General features: G+C 40.4%; 23 protein-coding genes, 2 tRNA genes and 1 pseudogene. 8 read left to right on the top strand and 18 right to left on the bottom strand.

The genetic code is table 11. The annotated features are described in order from the left end of the window. Positions 1-234: 234 nt before the first annotated feature. The 4 genes and pseudogenes from ACSLGF_RS18120 to ACSLGF_RS18105 all read right to left on the bottom strand — a co-directional run bounded on the left by ACSLGF_RS18120 (position 235) and on the right by ACSLGF_RS18105 (position 2,175). Positions 235-513 (bottom strand): YqaH family protein, encoded by a 279-nt coding sequence (locus ACSLGF_RS18120; RefSeq protein WP_456007673.1) that lies wholly within the window; start codon positions 511-513, stop codon positions 235-237. Next, the gene (locus tag ACSLGF_RS18115; RefSeq protein WP_456007671.1) at positions 510-1,079 is read right to left on the bottom strand and encodes a helix-turn-helix domain-containing protein; all 570 of its coding nucleotides are present in this window, start codon (positions 1,077-1,079) and stop codon (positions 510-512) included. The genes ACSLGF_RS18120 and ACSLGF_RS18115 overlap by 4 nt, the downstream gene beginning before the upstream one ends. A 58-nt stretch (positions 1,080-1,137) precedes the next feature. Continuing rightward, positions 1,138-1,884: a Rha family transcriptional regulator gene (locus ACSLGF_RS18110; protein ID WP_456007669.1), complete on the bottom strand. Its 747-nt coding sequence runs from the start codon at positions 1,882-1,884 to the stop codon at positions 1,138-1,140. After that, a pseudogene (locus ACSLGF_RS18105) lies at positions 1,881-2,175 on the bottom strand (DNA-binding protein). Before ACSLGF_RS18105 ends, ACSLGF_RS18110 begins: the two are co-directional and overlap by 4 nt. A gap of 67 nt (positions 2,176-2,242) precedes the next feature. On the opposite strand from ACSLGF_RS18105, the gene ACSLGF_RS18100 reads away from it, so the two are divergent. Further along, positions 2,243-2,575: a hypothetical protein gene (locus ACSLGF_RS18100; RefSeq protein ID WP_456007667.1), complete on the top strand. Its 333-nt coding sequence runs from the start codon at positions 2,243-2,245 to the stop codon at positions 2,573-2,575. Positions 2,576-2,723: 148 nt separating this feature from the next. Here ACSLGF_RS18100 and ACSLGF_RS18095 read toward each other — a convergent pair whose 3' ends face one another. Then, positions 2,724-2,954, bottom strand: coding sequence for a helix-turn-helix transcriptional regulator (locus tag ACSLGF_RS18095; RefSeq protein ID WP_456007665.1), 231 nt, complete (start codon positions 2,952-2,954; stop codon positions 2,724-2,726). Positions 2,955-3,115: 161 nt separating this feature from the next. Between ACSLGF_RS18095 and ACSLGF_RS18090 the strand changes: the two genes are divergently transcribed. The 3 genes from ACSLGF_RS18090 to ACSLGF_RS18080 all read left to right on the top strand — a co-directional run bounded on the left by ACSLGF_RS18090 (position 3,116) and on the right by ACSLGF_RS18080 (position 5,395). Then, positions 3,116-3,487 carry a helix-turn-helix domain-containing protein gene (locus ACSLGF_RS18090; protein WP_456007663.1) on the top strand — a complete coding sequence of 124 codons (372 nt, stop codon included), beginning with the start codon at positions 3,116-3,118 and terminating at the stop codon, positions 3,485-3,487. A 432-nt stretch (positions 3,488-3,919) separates the two neighbouring features. Next, positions 3,920-4,498 carry an SHOCT domain-containing protein gene (locus ACSLGF_RS18085; protein WP_456007661.1) on the top strand — a complete coding sequence of 193 codons (579 nt, stop codon included), beginning with the start codon at positions 3,920-3,922 and terminating at the stop codon, positions 4,496-4,498. Between the two features lie 477 nt (positions 4,499-4,975). Continuing rightward, entirely contained in the window at positions 4,976-5,395 is a 420-nt protein-coding gene (locus tag ACSLGF_RS18080; RefSeq protein WP_456007659.1) for an ImmA/IrrE family metallo-endopeptidase, read from the top strand. Positions 5,396-5,471: 76 nt separating this feature from the next. Here the strand turns inward: ACSLGF_RS18080 and groL are convergent, their stop codons facing one another. Together groL and groES are read right to left on the bottom strand one after the other, a co-directional pair. After that, positions 5,472-7,106, bottom strand: a complete 1,635-nt coding sequence (groL, locus tag ACSLGF_RS18075; RefSeq protein WP_034320371.1) for a chaperonin GroEL — start codon at positions 7,104-7,106, stop codon at positions 5,472-5,474. Positions 7,107-7,161: 55 nt separating this feature from the next. After that, the gene (gene groES / locus ACSLGF_RS18070; RefSeq protein WP_003214120.1) at positions 7,162-7,446 is read right to left on the bottom strand and encodes a co-chaperone GroES; all 285 of its coding nucleotides are present in this window, start codon (positions 7,444-7,446) and stop codon (positions 7,162-7,164) included. Between the two features lie 230 nt (positions 7,447-7,676). Here groES and ACSLGF_RS18065 point away from each other — a divergent pair, with 230 nt between their 5' ends. From ACSLGF_RS18065 to ACSLGF_RS18055, 3 genes are read left to right on the top strand one after another with little or no spacing between them, the layout of a single operon-like run. Next, complete coding sequence (locus ACSLGF_RS18065) at positions 7,677-8,411, top strand: CPBP family intramembrane glutamic endopeptidase (protein ID WP_456007657.1); 735 nt, start codon at positions 7,677-7,679, stop codon at positions 8,409-8,411. Beyond that, a complete protein-coding gene (locus ACSLGF_RS18060) occupies positions 8,408-8,602 on the top strand; it encodes a YdiK family protein (RefSeq protein ID WP_034320377.1) in 195 nt (64 codons plus the stop codon). The genes ACSLGF_RS18065 and ACSLGF_RS18060 overlap by 4 nt, the downstream gene beginning before the upstream one ends. A 56-nt stretch (positions 8,603-8,658) precedes the next feature. Further along, positions 8,659-9,276: an NUDIX hydrolase gene (locus tag ACSLGF_RS18055; protein WP_456007655.1), complete on the top strand. Its 618-nt coding sequence runs from the start codon at positions 8,659-8,661 to the stop codon at positions 9,274-9,276. A gap of 48 nt (positions 9,277-9,324) precedes the next feature. Here the strand turns inward: ACSLGF_RS18055 and tatC are convergent, their stop codons facing one another. Genes tatC through moaC form a run of 4 tightly spaced genes read right to left on the bottom strand, consistent with a single transcriptional unit; the run spans position 9,325 to position 11,457 of the window. After that, positions 9,325-10,074, bottom strand: coding sequence for a twin-arginine translocase subunit TatC (tatC, locus tag ACSLGF_RS18050; protein ID WP_456007654.1), 750 nt, complete (start codon positions 10,072-10,074; stop codon positions 9,325-9,327). 15 nt (positions 10,075-10,089) lie between these two features. Beyond that, positions 10,090-10,269: a twin-arginine translocase TatA/TatE family subunit gene (locus ACSLGF_RS18045; protein WP_456007652.1), complete on the bottom strand. Its 180-nt coding sequence runs from the start codon at positions 10,267-10,269 to the stop codon at positions 10,090-10,092. 27 nt (positions 10,270-10,296) lie between these two features. Beyond that, on the bottom strand, positions 10,297-10,950 hold the full coding sequence (locus tag ACSLGF_RS18040) for a redox-sensing transcriptional repressor Rex (protein WP_456007650.1): 654 nt from the start codon (positions 10,948-10,950) through the stop codon (positions 10,297-10,299). Positions 10,951-10,965: 15 nt separating this feature from the next. Further along, positions 10,966-11,457: a cyclic pyranopterin monophosphate synthase MoaC gene (gene moaC, locus ACSLGF_RS18035; protein WP_456007648.1), complete on the bottom strand. Its 492-nt coding sequence runs from the start codon at positions 11,455-11,457 to the stop codon at positions 10,966-10,968. 138 nt (positions 11,458-11,595) lie between these two features. On the opposite strand from moaC, the gene ACSLGF_RS18030 reads away from it, so the two are divergent. Next, a complete protein-coding gene (locus ACSLGF_RS18030) occupies positions 11,596-13,518 on the top strand; it encodes an ABC transporter ATP-binding protein (RefSeq protein ID WP_456007646.1) in 1,923 nt (640 codons plus the stop codon). A 271-nt stretch (positions 13,519-13,789) separates the two neighbouring features. On the opposite strand, the gene tsaD is transcribed toward ACSLGF_RS18030, so the two are convergent. From tsaD to ACSLGF_RS17995, 7 genes are all read right to left on the bottom strand, one after another. Then, on the bottom strand, positions 13,790-14,818 hold the full coding sequence (gene tsaD, locus ACSLGF_RS18025; protein WP_456007644.1) for a tRNA (adenosine(37)-N6)-threonylcarbamoyltransferase complex transferase subunit TsaD: 1,029 nt from the start codon (positions 14,816-14,818) through the stop codon (positions 13,790-13,792). Then, complete coding sequence (rimI, locus tag ACSLGF_RS18020) at positions 14,811-15,239, bottom strand: ribosomal protein S18-alanine N-acetyltransferase (protein ID WP_456007675.1); 429 nt, start codon at positions 15,237-15,239, stop codon at positions 14,811-14,813. Before rimI ends, tsaD begins: the two co-directional genes overlap by 8 nt. A gap of 25 nt (positions 15,240-15,264) precedes the next feature. Continuing rightward, positions 15,265-15,954, bottom strand: coding sequence for a tRNA (adenosine(37)-N6)-threonylcarbamoyltransferase complex dimerization subunit type 1 TsaB (gene tsaB / locus ACSLGF_RS18015; RefSeq protein ID WP_456007642.1), 690 nt, complete (start codon positions 15,952-15,954; stop codon positions 15,265-15,267). Continuing rightward, a complete protein-coding gene (gene tsaE / locus ACSLGF_RS18010) occupies positions 15,935-16,411 on the bottom strand; it encodes a tRNA (adenosine(37)-N6)-threonylcarbamoyltransferase complex ATPase subunit type 1 TsaE (protein WP_099727430.1) in 477 nt (158 codons plus the stop codon). Before tsaE ends, tsaB begins: the two co-directional genes overlap by 20 nt. Before the next feature lie 13 nt (positions 16,412-16,424). After that, positions 16,425-17,402 carry a thiamine-phosphate kinase gene (thiL, locus tag ACSLGF_RS18005; RefSeq protein ID WP_456007640.1) on the bottom strand — a complete coding sequence of 326 codons (978 nt, stop codon included), beginning with the start codon at positions 17,400-17,402 and terminating at the stop codon, positions 16,425-16,427. A gap of 278 nt (positions 17,403-17,680) precedes the next feature. After that, positions 17,681-17,757 (bottom strand) — tRNA-Asp (locus tag ACSLGF_RS18000). A 48-nt stretch (positions 17,758-17,805) separates the two neighbouring features. Further along, positions 17,806-17,882, bottom strand: a tRNA-Met gene (locus ACSLGF_RS17995). Position 17,883: the final 1 nt, after the last annotated feature.

Below are 17,883 nucleotides of genomic sequence, written 5' to 3'. Positions count from 1 at the left end.
AACAACATTCGCATTCAAACGAAACTAAACAACCAATCACCGATAAACTATCGGCAATTGGCTGTATAAAGGTGTTTTGATCCCTGTCTCAAAAACGGGGGTCAGTCCCCTCTCCAAAGCGGGTTTTTTTATTTGTCATCATCGTCTTCCTCTTCGTAGCCATCACGCTCAGCTTCATCCTTCCAATGACTCTTCGGATAACCAAAGCTATTAATCTGCGTTACCATCGGATGCTCAATATTCAATGGTTTCAGTCCTTTCAGTACGTTTGACAACTGTCAGCCGTACACCGTGTTTTTTCTGTATTGCCTCAGCAGCTTTAATTAAAAGACCCTTGTTATTCATCCTCACAAGATCCTCGCTAATAGTTCTAACGCTTCCAGCTAGACTTGCAAGTTCGTCATAGTCACCATCTTTTAGTGCTTGGTGAGCAAGAAACATAAGCTCTTCTGCGCTTTGAATCTTTACCTTTGCCACAGGAATATCTTCTTTAAGAAAATGTTTTTCAATCATGCCAGCACAGCCTCCCTATCCTGCCTTTTGTGCATTGCCACCTCTGCGACAATGGCTTTTTTTGACCATTTTTCCGTCAGGTCTTGTATCTGCAAACCAAACTCCCTCGACATTGAGTACATAAGCGTTTTATTTGCCTGCGTCAGATCATAAATCTGTTTTATCGATTGCATCGGAAGCTCCCCATGCTTTCCGGGCCTAGTATTGTTCATCCATTCTGATAGTTCTTTGATTGCATGCTTCGCATCTTCCATTTCATGTACTAGGTTAATAAGTGCTTTGTGAGCACAATCATTCAGGGCGGGATCAATCGGTGCCGCTGCGAGTGGATGCATTTTGAAAATGTAGTGTACGAGATCAATATGTTCATAGGCACCGCATATCTCAAACCAACGGATACAAATTTCAGGGGAAATAGTGGTAAGACCATTTTCAACGTTTGATACATACTTTTGATTCCTCCCACCTAAAAGTTTTCCCATCGCTATTTGTGAAAGTCCTATCTCAAGACGCTTCTTATGCATCATCTTGCATAGGTTCGCTACGTTATAAGGGCTGTTCGCCATATGTTCTCCTCCTGCTTTATACCTTTTGTGGTGCTAAAATATTAATGAAGGGACAGGCTTAGCTGGCCTGCTGCTTTTTCAATCGGTTGATGATGTAAGCTTGTCCCTTTGGTGTGATCTTCATAGTGAGCCATGCTTTCGATGACCCGTTTACTTCTCGGACACCTTGAGCAATTTCAAAGTAACCACGGTTCACATACTCTTGATAAGGCTCGTTCTTTTGGCTGAAAATCATTTTCCATTCTCTTAGTTGTTGAAATAATTTTCTTTCGCCTATGACGATGCCTTGCTTTGATGCCAGCTTTGCAACCTCACGAACTAATAGTGACTTTTCTGAGGCCATACAGCTTTCAGCGAAGTTTACAAGCGGTTCTTGAATTTGCAGTGTTCGTTGTAACTGCTGTTTCTCTTCTTGTTCGGCGATCCATCGCTTTGCACGGCTGACAGGATCATCAATCATGTAAGAAGGAGCATTCATTTCTTGGATGTAGTTTTTCATTTTCTTAAATTCATTGATAAACCGGATTTTCATTTTCATTGCCGCTGGTGTTGTATATGACATGGCAACCAAAGCAAAAGCATCTTCTGTTAGGTTGTATTTGCGATATTTTCGCTTTCGGTCATTCTCGTACGTTGACTCCTCAAAGTTGAGGAGTGAAAAATCTGTTTCACCAGCTTGTTTCAACTTCTCGATTTGAACCTCGATGTCTCGTAAAACAAAGTCATGTCTTTTTTCAAACACATTTGAGATCGTCAGGCTGTCTGTAACAACTTGGTTACCTTCAACGAAAACGAGTTCGCTCATGCTGTGGCTCCTTTCTTGAAGTAATCTGTGTTTTCGTTGATACAGTGGGTATTGTTTTCAATCCACTTGAAAAGCAAGTGTGTTGGAATTAATAGACCTGCTTCTCTAAATACCGGAAAGTCTTCTCGGTTTAAAAGCTGTGAAGCCTTTGTTGAATAGTTCCATAAGCTGTTTTTTCGTTAGCATTGGCGGCAGTTGAGTTGTTCTAAAATCCTGCATCGCTTTAGCAACTTCATCCGCAATGATTTCTCTGAACATTTCCTTAAAAGCTTCATGGTCAATGTTTAACATGTCAAAACCTCCTATTGGATTTTTCTACCTTTCAGCCGATATTATTTCTGAAAGGTGGTGAGTATTAATGGGCATACCTACACATGAAAACAAATTTGTTAAATCCTGTTTAAGATGCAAAAGAGAAATAAATGATTTGCAAGAAGACCATGTATTCTGTACAAAATGTGCGTCTCCATTAAGAAATGAATGCACAGCTACTGATCATTTCACAGATGGACATGGAGTATCTTTCCACTCTGATGATGACATTTATGTCTTGGAGCCAGACAACGCATTTTGTCCTAAATGTGGTTCAGAATCTCTATTCAATCAACGCGGTCTAATCGATGTTGAATATCCAAGAGCAGAAGTAGTAAGACAGCAAATCATCACGTCAGATGAAGATTTGCCATTCTAAGAATGCAAAGGTAGTTTTGATCCGCATCGAGTGCAAAAGTTAGCATCCAAAATATGCTTATCTTTCTTGCACTTGGTGCATTGAATTAACTTCGAATCAACTTGAAGCGTTTTTTTCTTGTCCATGTTCTTTCTCCTTTCTAATTGAATTAGGCAGTGTTTGTTTTTTGTTCTAATTCGCTACAATTATTAGCAAAAAAAAGCGTCCAGTCACATCCAATAATTTTACTGAGTCTTTTCGCTACACCGACACTCGGACTCCTGGAGCCTAGTTCAATTTGTGAGTAGTATGGTCTTTTTATACCTGCGGCAGTTGCAATCTCTTCTTGCGTCTTTCCTAAATCTTTACGCTTTTCAGAGAGCCATTTTCTCGGTTGCATATTAGCACCTCCTTTGTAGCTTTTTGCTACTTGTTAACCCTATATTGCAGTAGCGATTTGCTACAGTCAACAACTTTTGTACTTTTTCGCTACATTTTTTTCTTGTAGCTTATTGCAACGTTATAATGTAACCAACCTTCAAATTGAAAGTAGGTATAAAAATGCTGGGTGATAGAATTAGATCCCTAAGAGAAAAGAACAATCTTACGCAAGAACAAATGGCAAAAAAAATAGGCATTTCCAGAGGAACTTATGCACATTATGAGATAAATAAACGCCGGCCTGATTATGAAACGCTTATTAAAATCGCTGATCTTTTCAATGTTTCAACTGATTATCTATTGAGAGGCGAAGAACACTACAAAGATTTAGCAAGTGAAATAAACAAAAGACCTGACACTCGTTATGCTGCCATTGACGGGCATGACTTTGAAGATGATGAAAAAGATGAAATTCTAGTGAATGCTTTAAAACAGATTGACGGTCTTGAGAAAATCATCAAAGAACACCTTGAAAAAAAAAATAAGGGTTAATTGTTTATTGTTCTTAAACAAAAGTTTTGCAAGTCATATTAGAAACAAAAAGTATTGGATAAGCAAATAAATCCATTTAAACATCATTTTCGGAGTATTTGAGAGGTTTTAATAAGCATTTAGACCAAACAAATACTCAAGAGGCTTAAAAACGTCTTAGAAAGAAATTTTGACATTTCTAATTAGCCGAATTTTTTTGTTTATTTTCCAAAAAAAAATCTTGCAATCAAGATTAGAGTGTGTTATTTTTTAAAATCTTTTTATTTATTATTATTATTTAGTTTAATTAATACTGTAAAAATTACAGTAATACCTACAATTGAACGACCATTCAACTGTAAAAATTACAGTAGAGTCTACAATCATTTGTTTCTCAACTGAAGGTTGTGCTGTAATTTTTACAGTAATGATTACTAGTGAGAGGTGTATAGATTGGCTTTTATTTTTAGAGATGAAAAAATTTATAATCCTGTACTGAATAAAAAGAAACGCGCTTCAAGAAATTTTATAAATCTTCTTCATAAAGCAAACGATATTTTAAATCAAACTGATGAAACTATAGCTGAAATTGTTTTATGTTCAAGTAATTTTCTTAAATATGGTGAGGTCGGTCTTTTTATTGCAACTAAAAAAAGATTGATATTTATTGATAAAAACAACTCTATTAAGTCATGGGAATACACTGATGTCTCTAATGTATCTGTTCCTACAAAGGGTTGGAGTGGTTACAAATTTTCTTTTAATGTTGCTGGCGAACATATTGAAGTGTTTGGTATTTTAGAAGGTGATCCTGCTACTTTTGTGGCTTATATAAAGAAAATGAAAGAAAACTCCTCAAAGGTAATAAAACAAACTTCAAGTGATGTAAATAAACAAGAAAATGTTGTTGCGCCTGATGAGAATACCGACTTTATTATTGATGAGATCAGAAAGTACGCAGCACTCAAAGAAGAAGGCATTTTAACTGATGAGGAGTTCACACTAAAGAAGAAACAGCTTTTAGGAATTTGAATATAGCCCTATCTTTTGGGCTTTTAATTTAAATTCCCATAAGAACATACGTTCAATTATTTTCTTGAAATACCCTTTTATTTCTATTATCATTATATAGATACAAATACTGGCTTCTGATTAGGGAATATCTTTTATGATAGGAGAATGTTATTTGATTGGTTTCTTTCTACAATTTTTCTTCCTGCTTATCGGTGGAGGATTTTGGATATACCATCAATACCTATATAGGCCAGATTTAAAAGAAAATATTGTGCTTCTTATCATAGTCATTAGTTTTACAGCAGTTTTCTTTTTTAAGGACATAGATTTAAAAAAAGCTGAATAAGCCCTTTAACTCTGGGCTATTTTTTAGAACAAAAAACAGAACACACGTTCTTTTTATGATTGGAAAATAAGTCGTCAGCCTCAATGAATATTTTTCAAACCATACTTTTATCCAGTATTAATGCAGTAAATTTGGAGGGGATGCTTCACATGATAAACACATATACTCAAAGCCATTTAGAAGACTGGATCGAAAGGTTTTTAAGAGGTAAACAGATTACATCTCCATCAGACTTAGAACTAATTGAACTATGCCGAAAAATGAACATTTTCATCGTACAACATGAAAAAAGGACCTGTATGACTGAGATTTGCGGGGTCTATGTTGTAAGCATTGATAGTAGATCAGATCCATTTCAACAAAGATGTGAACTGGCGCATGAACTGTGGCACATTTTGATAGAAGGTGGCAATAATGCCGCAATGCCGCTTCAATGGAAGCAATACCAAGAATACAAAGCGAACTATTTTTCATATCATTTCTGCATTCCGACATTTATGCTGAAAAGAACATCAGAAAAGTTCAATTCATTTGTTAATGATCTCTCTTTAAAAATCCAATCTTCATAGTTACGTGACCAAATTGTGACCAATTTTATAAAGACATAACAAAAACCCCTATATTTCAAGGGGTTTTCGAGGGTGTTTACATCATTCCACCCATACCGCCCATGCCGCCCATATCCGGCATTCCGCCGCCTGAGCCGCCTTCTTCTGGTTTGTCAGCAACGACTGCTTCAGTTGTCAGAAGCATTGCTGCAACAGAAGCTGCGTTTTGAAGTGCAGAGCGAGTTACTTTTGTTGGGTCAACGATTCCTTTTTCGATCATGTTTACCCATTCGTTTGTTGCTGCGTTGAAGCCTACGCCAATTTCTTCGTTTTTCAAGCGCTCAACGATGACGGATCCTTCAAGACCTGCGTTGTGAGCGATTTGACGGATTGGCTCTTCAAGAGAACGTAGAACGATGTTCACACCTGTTTGAACGTCACCATCAGCTTCAATTGAAGCGACTTTTTTGTATACATTCACAAGTGCTGTACCACCACCGGATACGATGCCTTCTTCAACTGCTGCACGAGTTGAGTTGAGTGCATCCTCGATGCGTAGTTTGCGCTCTTTTAGTTCTGTTTCCGTTGCAGCACCAACTTTGATGACAGCGACGCCGCCAGCTAGTTTTGCAAGACGTTCTTGTAATTTTTCTTTATCAAATTCAGAAGTGGTTTCTTCAACTTGCGCACGGATTTGGTTCACACGTGCTGCGATTTGAGCAGAATCTCCTGAGCCTTCTACGATTGTTGTGTTTTCTTTTGTCACAACGACTTTAGACGCGCGGCCAAGCTGACCGATTTCAGTTGATTTCAGGTCAAGTCCTAGGTCTTCTGTGATTAATTCTCCGCCAGTTAGAACAGAGATGTCTTCAAGCATTGCTTTACGACGATCACCGAATCCAGGTGCTTTTACTGCCACTGCGTTGAATGTACCACGAAGTTTGTTCACAACAAGTGTTGCAAGCGCTTCGCCTTCTACATCTTCAGCAATGATCAATAATGGTTTCCCTTGTTGTACGACTTGCTCAAGTACAGGCAGGATTTCTTGAATGTTTGTGATCTTTTTGTCTGTGATTAAGATGTAAGGATTTTCAAGAACCGCTTCCATCTTATCAGAATCAGTCACCATGTATGGTGAAGCGTATCCGCGGTCAAATTGCATACCTTCAACCACTTCAAGCTCAGTCGTGAATCCTTTAGATTCTTCGATTGTAATAACACCGTCATTACCTACGCGCTCCATTGCTTCAGCGATCAGACTTCCTACTTCTTCATCTGCTGCAGAAATGGACGCAACTTGAGCAATTGACTCTTTGCCTTCGATTGGTTTAGAAATCTCGTGCAAGCCTTCAAGTGCTACTTTCACTGCTTCTTCGATCCCTTTACGAACGCCAACAGGGTTTGCACCAGCTGTTACGTTTTTCAAGCCTTCACGGATCATTGCTTGAGCTAGAACAGTTGCCGTTGTTGTACCGTCACCAGCTACGTCGTTTGTTTTGCTTGCGACTTCAGCAACAAGTTTTGCACCCATGTTTTCAAATGCATCTTCTAATTCGATTTCTTTTGCAATCGTTACACCATCATTTGTGATAAGTGGAGAACCAAATTTTTTCTCAAGAACCACGTTACGTCCTTTAGGTCCTAAAGTTACTTTTACAGCATCTGCAAGTGCATCTACACCACGTAACATCGCACGGCGTGCTTCTTCACTGAACTTAATATCTTTTGCCATAATAACAAAACCTCCTCAGTCTTTTTAGAAATGTATCTCAATGTTTTTTATGTGATTAACCAATAACAGCTAAAATGTCGCTTTCACGAAGGATTAAATATTCTTTTCCTTCATATTTCACTTCAGTGCCTGCATATTTTGAGAAGATAATGCGGTCGCCTGTATTGACTTCTAACGCAACGCGCTCACCACTTTCAAGTACACGACCTGAACCTGCTGCAACAATTTTACCTTCTTGTGGTTTTTCTTTTGCAGAATCCGGTAAGACAATACCGCTAGCGGTTTTTTCCTCAGATTCAACGAGTTCAATGATTACGCGATCGCCTAATGGCTTTAACATAAGAAACAACCTCCTCAATTTTTATATGTAGTCTTTTTTAGCACTCATCACTAACGAGTGCTAACACATTTATTATAATAAAGAATGTCTTCTGCAATTTCAAGTAAAAACCTTTAAAAATTTTTGCGCTTTCACGATCTTTTTTCATCTCAGATTCTTTCCTTTTCAAACGAAAAAGAAGACTTGTGTTACAATAAATCTAGTTCTTTTAGTAAAGGGGTTTTCGTTACTTGAAAAAACAATATTGGTACATCATCTTAACTTATATATTGGTACAGGTTTCTGCTATTCCTTATGTGCTCATCATGAAATGGTTAGGATTCATTCAGACACCAATGACACAAGCGGAGCTCTCACAATTGTCGGGAACTTGGACAATCATCAGCTTCTGTATCGGGTTGATCATTATTTTGCTCATCCTGCGGACAGTACCAAAAGCTTCACTTCGGAATGAAGCACCGGTTTCAGCCGGCTCTGCCATCGCCTGGACCATTGGCGGTTTCTTTCTCTCCCTCTTTGCGCAATCGATTGCAGGAGTGATTGAGCAGTATGCATTCGGCATTGGCCGTGAGTCAGAAAATACACAAGCGATTTTATCTATTATGGATGCCGTTCCTTGGCTTGTGATCGTCATCGCCCTGATTGGACCTATCTTAGAGGAAATTATTTTCCGAAAAATCATTTTTGGGGTGATCTACGAAAAGACGAATTTTTTCATTGGGGCACTTGTTAGTTCAGTGGTTTTCGCCGCTGTACACACTGATTTTGCCCATATCTTGCTCTATACCGCGATGGGCTTTACCTTTGCCTTTTTATATGCGAAAACAAAACGAATCATTGTTCCAATCGGCGCTCATATGCTCATGAACTCGCTCGTCATTCTTGTGCAGATTGAGCCAGTGAAAAAAATGATTGAAGAACAATCTCAAACAATGCAAATGATTATTGGAGGCTTTTTCTCATGAGAAACCCTGTCGTATGGGGCATCATTTATTTTGCAGTAGGTGTGGCTTTCACCTATATGGCCATCCAAAACCCAGGTGACATGTGGTCATTTTACAGCATTTTGCTGATGGTGTTTGCGGCCTATAATATCAATATCGCGTTTAAAATGTTTGCCTTCTCTGTCAAACTAAAAAAACAACAGCAAAAATAAATCAAAACCATTTTCCGCCGCTAGGAAAATGGTTTTTTTATGGAGGTCATGTCTTCATGGAACATGAAAAACTGAGAATCATGAACGATCAGCAGGAAACGATTGGAGTTGCCACCCGTTCAGATGTCCATGCCCAAGGTCTTTGGCATGAAACATTTCATTTCTGGCTTTTAAAAAAGGAATATGACACAGTCTATCTCTATTTTCAGCTAAGAAGTCCCGCAAAAAAGGATTTTCCTTCTCTGCTTGATATCACAGCAGCAGGCCACCTTCTTGCAGATGAACAGCCTTCTGATGGCATCAGAGAGGTGGAAGAAGAGCTTGGTCTCTCTATCCCTTTTGAAGACCTTACCTTTGCAGGTGTCATACAGGATGAAATCCATATGCCTTCGTTCATCGACCGTGAGTTCTGTCACGTGTACCTATATGTAAATCAAGGAGAGCCTATAAACGTTCAATTACAGAAAGAAGAAGTCGCTGGTCTTTACAGAACGAGATTCATCGATGCACAGCACCTTTTAACAGGGCAATGTGAAAGGATTCAGGTAGAGGGCTTTGAGATGGATGCAGCCGGAGAACGGCGTGAGGAAAGCAGAGAAGTAGATGTACACGACTTTGTCCCGCATGAGCCCTGTTATTATCAGCGCCTCTTTCACGCCATCAATCAATTTTGATCACAATAGAAAAAGCATCGTGATCACCATTTGGATCACGATGCTTTTTTATGAGACATAATGACTTTCTTTCTCCTCTGTTTGCTGCATTTTGCGATAGGTCACTCTTGAAATGACAATACTCACTTCATATAAAACGAGCATTGGCAAGGTAACCATGAGGTGAGAAACAAGCTCTGGCGGTGTAATGAGTGCGGCAATGACAAGGAGGACGAAATAGGCATACTTCCGTATTTTTGATAAAAACATCGGCGTAATAATGCCAAGTCTTGTGAGAAACATCAACACGACAGGCATCTGAAACAAAAATCCAAATGGAAGTGTTAACTGCATCAGAAATGTAAAATACTCATGAATCCCAATCACTTGCTCTACATTTAAATCATTCGACATTCGCATCATAAAATCGACGACAAATGGAAACAAAATAAAATAAGAGAAAGCCACACCGCTCAAAAATAAAAGCAGTGCAATCGGAATATAAGCAAGTGTCACCTTTCTTTCTTTTTCATATAAGCCAGGACTTACAAACGCCCAAAGCTGATATAAAATAACGGGACACGTCAAAACCAAAGCAATGACAAATGCGAACTGCATAAACACGTACAGTGGATCTGTGAGCTTAAATGCGTTTAATGTCAGTGTTGCCGCTTCATCGGTATTTTGCAAATACACAATGACCGGCTTAGCGAGAAAAAAACCTGCCGCCATAAAGGTGACAAAAAACATCGCAATGATCACTAAACGCTTTCGCAGTTCCACAATATGCTCCATAAGCGGCATATCTTTGACATTCATGAAGCTCATCCTATTCTACTGATCTTCTTTTTTCTTATTTTCTTCCTGATCATCAGCTAAACCTTTAGTGGCATTTTTGAATTCACGTAATGTATCTCCTGCTGCTCTTCCTAATTGAGGAAGCTTTTTCGGCCCAAAAATAATGAGCGCAACAATCGCAACCAGAACCAAACTTCCAGGACCGATCGGACCCATTTGCTCCACCCCCTTTACCCCTTTTCATCAGTCCTCCTGCGTAACAGAGTAATGCTTTAAGAAATACACAAGAGACTGAAGTTCAACCGCCAAATCTATATGATGAATTCGAATGTGTTCCGGCACATTCAATCGAGCCGGCGTAAAGTTAAGGATTCCTTTGATGCCAAGGGCAATCAAACGATCTGTAATGGACTGAGCTGCTACGGCAGGTACTGTCAAAATCGCAACAGGAATATCTCCTACCTCTTGAACATGCTCTTCAAGATTATCCAAATCATAGACAGGCACGCCGCCTATCTCACTTCCTATTTTACTCTCATTGACGTCAAAAGCCATTGAAATTTTTGTATTATTATTTTTTATGAAATTATAGTGTAAAAAAGCAGTCCCTAAATTCCCGACACCGATGAGCATAACATTGGTCATTTCATCTTGGTCAAGGGTCTTTCTGAAGAAGGTCAAGAGGTAATCGACATTATAGCCATACCCTTTCTTCCCTAGTGCACCAAAATACGAAAAATCTCGGCGAATGGTGGCAGAATCCACTTTGACTGCATCACTAAGCTCTGCCGATGACACCCTTTGTTTTCCTGATGCATGCAGATTTTTTAAAAAACGGTAGTAAAGCGGCAAACGTTTGGCTGTCGCTTGTGGAATTTTTGACTGGTCTATATTCATATAAGGTCCTCCAACTTAAATATCAGATGCTCTGTGAAAATCACCGTTTTTCCCGCCTGTCTTTTCAACTAGATAGGTAGGACCGATGATCATGCCTTTATCAATCGCTTTGCACATGTCGTAAACGGTCAGTGCACATACTGAAGCAGAAGTGAGCGCTTCCATCTCAACACCCGTACTTCCTTTTGTTTTGACCTGTACTTGTATGTTCAGAATGTGCGCATTTCCGTCTTCCTCCCAATCAAAGGAGATATCCACGCCTTTTAGTACAAGCGGATGACACATTGGAATGATGTTGGACGTTTGCTTTGCTGCCATGATGCCAGCAATCTGTGCGACAGATAGCACATCCCCTTTTCCAATTTCACGTTGTTGTATTTTATGAAACACTTCTTTTATCATACGAACGCTTGAAGCAGCAACGGCGGTTCTCACTGTAGACGATTTGTCACTAATGTCGACCATCTTTGCTCTTCCTTGTTCGTTAAAGTGGCTAAATTGACTCATCTTTCAACGCTCCCTCACTCAAATCATACACTATTTTTTCCTATCTGTCTTTCATTTGACCATGGCGATTGTATGTAAGATTTGCCGGTTTACTGCTGATAAGCTACACTTAACATATTATAGCAGAGGTGAAGTTACATGATGATTCTACAAGTGAATCAGCTGTCCAAATCGTTTGGCGCTGATACCGTTTTAATGAATATAAAATTGGAAGTCAAAGCAAAGGATCGCATTGCCATTGTTGGTCGTAACGGCGCAGGCAAATCCACGCTTTTAAAAATTATTGCCGGTCAAATGTCTTACGAGCAAGGTGAGATCATCAAACCGAAAGACCTATCAATCGGCTATTTAGCACAGCACACCGATGTGACGTCTACACGTACGTTAAAAGACGAATTATTATCGGTTTTTGATCATTTAAAAGAAATGGAACAAGAGATGAGAACCATTGAGGAAAAAATGGCTTCTTCCACAGGTTCAGAGCTGGATTCCCTGATGAAAACCTATGACAGGCTGCAGCAGGAATTTAAGGATCAAGGTGGCTATCAATATGAAGCAGATGTCCGCTCCATTCTTCATGGGCTCGGATTTAGTCATTTTGAAGATGACACAACCGTCCAATCCTTAAGCGGCGGTCAGAAAACCCGTCTAGCGCTTGGAAAGCTATTATTAATGAAACCAGAACTCTTAATTCTGGACGAGCCGACCAACCATTTAGATATTGATACCTTATCATGGCTTGAGCAGTATTTGCAAAATTATACAGGAGCTATTCTCATCGTTTCCCATGACCGCTATTTCTTAGACAAAGTCGTCAACCATGTCTATGAAGTCTCAAGAACAGCGATGAAAAAGTTTGCAGGGAACTATAGTAAGTATCTTGAGCTGAAAGCGGAGCAGCTAGAGCGTGATATGAAGCTCTATGAAAAGCAGCAAGAAGAAATCTCAAAGCTCCAGGACTTCGTGGATCGCAACCTAGCAAGAGCCTCTACCACAAAGCGGGCTCAGAGCAGACGGAAGCAGCTGGAACGAATGGATCGTTTAGATAAGCCATTAGGTGATGAAAAATCCGCAAGCTTTCATTTTGATATTACGAGACAAAGCGGCAATGATGTGCTGAAGGTGTATGATCTCGATATTAGTTATGATGAAAAAACGCCGCTCCTATCCTCTCTTTCTTTTCATATCAAACGCGAGGATAGTGTGGCACTCATTGGTCCGAACGGAATTGGAAAATCAACACTTTTAAAAACCTTAACGAATGCATTAACACCTGTAAAAGGCGACATCAGCTTTGGGTCTCATGTCACGATCGGCTACTATGACCAAGAACAAGCCAAACTGACATCCTCCAAGAAAGTGCTAAATGAGCTTTGGGATGATTATCCTCATATGAATGAAAAAGAAATCCGGACATGTTTAGGAAACTTCCTTTTCTCCGGTGATGACGTCTTAAAGCCCGTTCATGCACTAAGTGGTGGAGAAAAAGCGCGTCTTGCGCTGGCGAAGCTGATGCTGCAAAAAGCCAATTTCCTCATTCTCGATGAACCGACTAACCACCTTGACTTAGATAGTAAGGAAATTTTAGAGAATGCGCTGATTGATTATCCAGGAACCATCTTATTTGTCTCTCATGACCGGTATTTTATCAACCGCTTGGCAACGAAAGTACTCGAGCTGTCGCAAGATGAAACAAAAGAATACCTCGGTGACTACGACTACTACCTCGAGAAGAAAAATGAACAATTAGAGCTCGAGGCGCTCCAAACTCAGGAAACGCATAAAAAACAGGCTGCAAAGCCAGTAGAAACAGCCAAGCTTTCTTATGCGGAAGAAAAAGAACTGAAAAAGAAAGAAAGACAAAAGCAGCGCAGAATCGAAGAAATTGAAGAGCGGATCGCCGTCATTGAAGACAAGATCGGTGAAAATGAACAGCTTTTATGTGACCCTGCTATTTTCCAAGATCACGAGAAGGTCCAAGCCATTCAAACAGAAAGTGATGCACTTAATCAAGAGCTCGAATCACTTTTGGCAGAGTGGGAAGACCTATCAGAATCTTAAAGAGTGCCCTAACGGGTGCTCTTTTTCTTTCAGTGAAGCTTTATTACCCACAACGATATCCACAATAACTTCTTGATTATTATTAAACACTTCGGACTTATCCACTTTATCCACAAGGTTTTAATCACATATCCACAGAAAAGCTCACATTTATACACATTATCTTCATTTTAAAACGAAATTTTCTAACAATTGTGGATATATAACGTTTGCATGTGAATAAATCGCTTTCATTTCAAATGAAAAAACCCCTGTATATCCACAGGAGTCTTCATTCATATGAGACAAGCGGTAATCCAGGCTGACCGTTCATTGCCATATCGCCTCTTATTCCTTTTTCAAACGCAATGGTGCCCGCAGCAGCAATCATGGCTGCATTATCTGTACAAAGAGACAATGGCGGTATGGTGACATTCACTTCAGGCAGCTTCGTAAATGCTGACGTTAAGGCTTCTCTCAGTCCTTTATTGGCAGCGACTCCCCCAGCTAAAACAACCTGCTTCACGCCATATGCCTCAGCCGCTTTTAATGTCTTTCCAACAAGCACCTCAATGACGCTTTCTTGAAAACTTGCCGCCAAATTTTCTGGAGCAATCGTTTCTCCCTTTTGGGATGCATTGTGTAATGTGTTGATCACAGCTGATTTTAAACCACTGAAACTAAAATGATAGGAGCCTTCTTCAAGCCATGCGCGAGGAAGCTTGATCGTTGGCTCTCCTTCATGTGCTAACCGATCAATATGAGGCCCGCCTGGATACGGAAGACCCATCGTCCGAGCCACTTTGTCATACGCTTCTCCAGCCGCATCATCTAATGTTTCACCGATGACCTCAAAGGCCCCATGCTCTTTCATTAGAACAAGCTCAGTATGTCCGCCAGAGACAACAAGAGCTAAACACGGAAACTGCAATTCATCAACAAGCTGGTTTGCATAAATATGTCCAGCAATATGATGAACACCAACGAGAGGAATTTGATGAGCAAAGCTCAGTGCCTTGGCTGCATTGACACCGATCAGAAGTGCACCGACTAAGCCCGGTCCTTCTGTGACAGCAATGGCATCTAAATCCTTAAAGCTCATATTGGCCTGTGCCATCACTTCTTCTAATACGATGGTCACTTGCTCCACGTGATGCCTTGAAGCGATTTCTGGTACAACACCGCCAAATCGTTTATGACTTTCTATTTGTGAGGCGACAACATTCGCTACAATCTCTTTCCCATTTTTCACAATGGACGCAGCTGTTTCGTCACAGCTTGTTTCTATACCTAATATGAATCGATCTTTTTGTTCACTCATTTATATTCACCCACATGACTAATGCATCTTCCCCATTATCTGTATAATAGTTCTTTCGAATAGAAGCTGGTCGGAAACCAAGCTTTTCATAAAGGGATAGTGCTGGAGTATTCGATACCCGCACCTCTAATGAAAGATGATCTGTCTTTTTTTCTTTGCAAAATTCCATGACATATCGAAGCAATGCTTCCCCGTAGCCTTTTCCTCTATGCTCAGGGAGAATCGCAATATTCGTAATTTGTGCATCGTCCATGACAATCCAGACTCCGCAATACCCAACAGGCTGCTTACCTTCTTCAATGAGGAAATAATGGCTGTATTGGTTATGGAGAATCTCATAGACAAACGATTCTTTTTTCCATGGTGCTGTAAACGCATGCACTTCAATCGTATACACCTCTGGAATGTCCTCTACTGTCATTCTTCGAATCTCTACTGTGTTGAGATTATTTTTGTCCTTCAAGCCATTTCACTTCCGCTTCTGCCAAACGAATATAGTTAGGGACAAACTGATGGACATCTTCAGCAGGGCGATCTGCTCCTAAAAACGCAAGCACTGAAGGTCTTGGATTATGAAATGCCCCCTCTGCCAAAACAGCAGTCTCTCCTAAAATAGAGCGAATGCTCTCTTGATGAAGATGCACATCATGTCCAAGAAATAAGACAGGCTTTTCTGCCTGCTTCAGCTCATGAAGCCAATCCGTGAGCAAGATATTTTGGTCTGGTTTGACCTCTTTGATCTTTCCTTCTTCAAACGTATACAGCCCAGTATAAACTTGTCCTCTTCTCGCATCAAATAGTGGCGAGATCCATCCATCAAAATATTGACCATTTGCCGCGAGCGTTTCTAAACTCGAAACAGCCGATATCGGGATAGACAGCGTCCACGCAAGTGTTTTTGCAATGGTCACACCGATTCTGACGCCAGTGTAGGAACCAGGTCCTTTTGCCACAACAATTTTACTTAGTTCGCTCGGTGCTACACCACATTCTTTCATCAGTGCTTCAACAGTCGGCATCGCTCGAACGGAATGGTTCTTTTTTAAGTACGTAATGCTCTCGCCAATCACTGCGAAATCTCTGACAAGAGCAATTCCTAGTGTATGGTTTGACGTATCAATCGCCAGTATGGTCAAATTCTTTCATCTCCTTACAAAGGGTCTCGTATCGCTCCCCTTTTGCATAAAACGTGAGATGACGTTCTTCTTCACGTTCTGTTCTCAGCATGTCAATTTTTAAATATGATGAAGGCAATTGCGGTTCAATGAGATGTGCCCATTCAACCAAGCATACACCTTCGCCCTCAAAATATTCTTCGAGTCCGATATCTTCTTCCGCATCTTCCATGCGGTACACATCCATATGATAAAGTGGCAGTCTGCCATCGGTATATTCTTTAATAATGGTAAAGGTGGGGCTGTTGACGATACGGGTAATACCTAAGCCTTCTGCAAAACCTTTTGAAAAAGTGGTTTTGCCTGCGCCTAAATCCCCTTCTAATGTCAATACATCGCCTGGCATCACAAGTTTGGCCAAAGCAGCGGCAATTCGCTTCGTCTCATCCGCACCTTTTGTCGTCCATGTTAATTTCACAGTTGATGTCACCTCATTTCTTAAAATGATTATATCCTTTTTTCATTAACGTTGTTGGTTGATCATTGTCTTTTAAAATGACGCTGGCCGCTTGATCATCTTTGACTTGTCCAATGCGTGTGATCTGAATGTCTTCTCTTTTACATTGCGTTTCAAAGCTTTCCCAATCATTCTCTGGAATCGTGCCAGTTAAAACAAAGTCCTCTCCCCCAAATAACACCCATTCAAGCCAGTCTTTGCGTAACAGCGGTAAATCTGGATGTTTTGGGAGCTTGTCAGCTTCAATCTCCATCGTCACATGGCTTGCTTCTGCTATCTCATTCAGCTCACTCGCTAATCCATCACTGACATCATTCAAGGTCACCCGCGGGAAGCTTGAGCAAATGTGTCCAGCAGCAATGTGAGGCTGAGGCATTTTGTGACGCTCAAGAAAAAAAGCAGAATTGATTGCCTTTGCAGAGTCTACCTCGTTCATTAAGAGTGATAATCCAGCAGCTGATGAACCGAGCTCACCTGTAACAAATACAATATCTCCTGCTTGAGCACTGTGGCGGTAACAAGCTTTTCCCTTTGGAACCTCACCAATGACCGTCACCGTAATGACAAAGTCACTGCGGGTGGCTACCGTATCCCCACCGATCAAATCCATTTGATATGTGTCAGCCAAAGCTTTCATTCCCTCGTAAAGAGCAGTGACGATTGTCTCATCACCATGAGGCGGGATCGCAATCGATACAAGATAATACTTTGGTGTTCCTCCCATTGCGGCAATATCACTGACATTGACCGCCAGTGCTTTAAAGCCAACCTCAAAGGGCGTGGAAAAATCAAAACGAAAATGAACATGCTCCACCATTGTATCAACACAAACGACCTCTTCACAATGTGAATGAGGTTGATAAACACTTGCATCATCACCGATCCCCATGACCAAGGAACGTTGATGTGTTTCTTTTGGTGTAATCCGGCGAATAAGATCAAATTCATCCATAAAAAAGACAGCCCCTTCATGCAATCAATTGATTGAGTAGACATGATGTCAGACACAGTTAGTATTAGTGTAAGCGAATATGAGTTTCAATTCCAACTAAAAATGATATAAAGAAAGCCTGGTATGAAAAAACCAGGCTGGGTAGAAGTCATCTATCTTTTCTTTTCACATATAGTGTAGCCAAATGAAAGCTGTTTCATCGCATCATGGTTACTTGTTGAAAGAAAAAGACATAAAAAAAAACGAAACTATACGTTTTCGTTTACAAGTCATAAAAATGGCGGTCCGGACGGGACTCGAACCCGCGACCTCCTGCGTGACAGGCAGGCATTCTAACCAACTGAACTACCGGACCATTTTGGTTGCACTTAATGAGTACTCCCTATTGGTATATAAAATAATTTGGTTGCGGGGGCAGGATTTGAACCTGCGACCTTCGGGTTATGAGCCCGACGAGCTACCGAACTGCTCCACCCCGCGA

The organism is Bacillus sp. A015 (assembly GCF_053851875.1).
The sequence above is the reverse complement of the archived record's forward strand: the minus strand, read 5'-3'. Positions and strand labels throughout refer to the sequence as shown.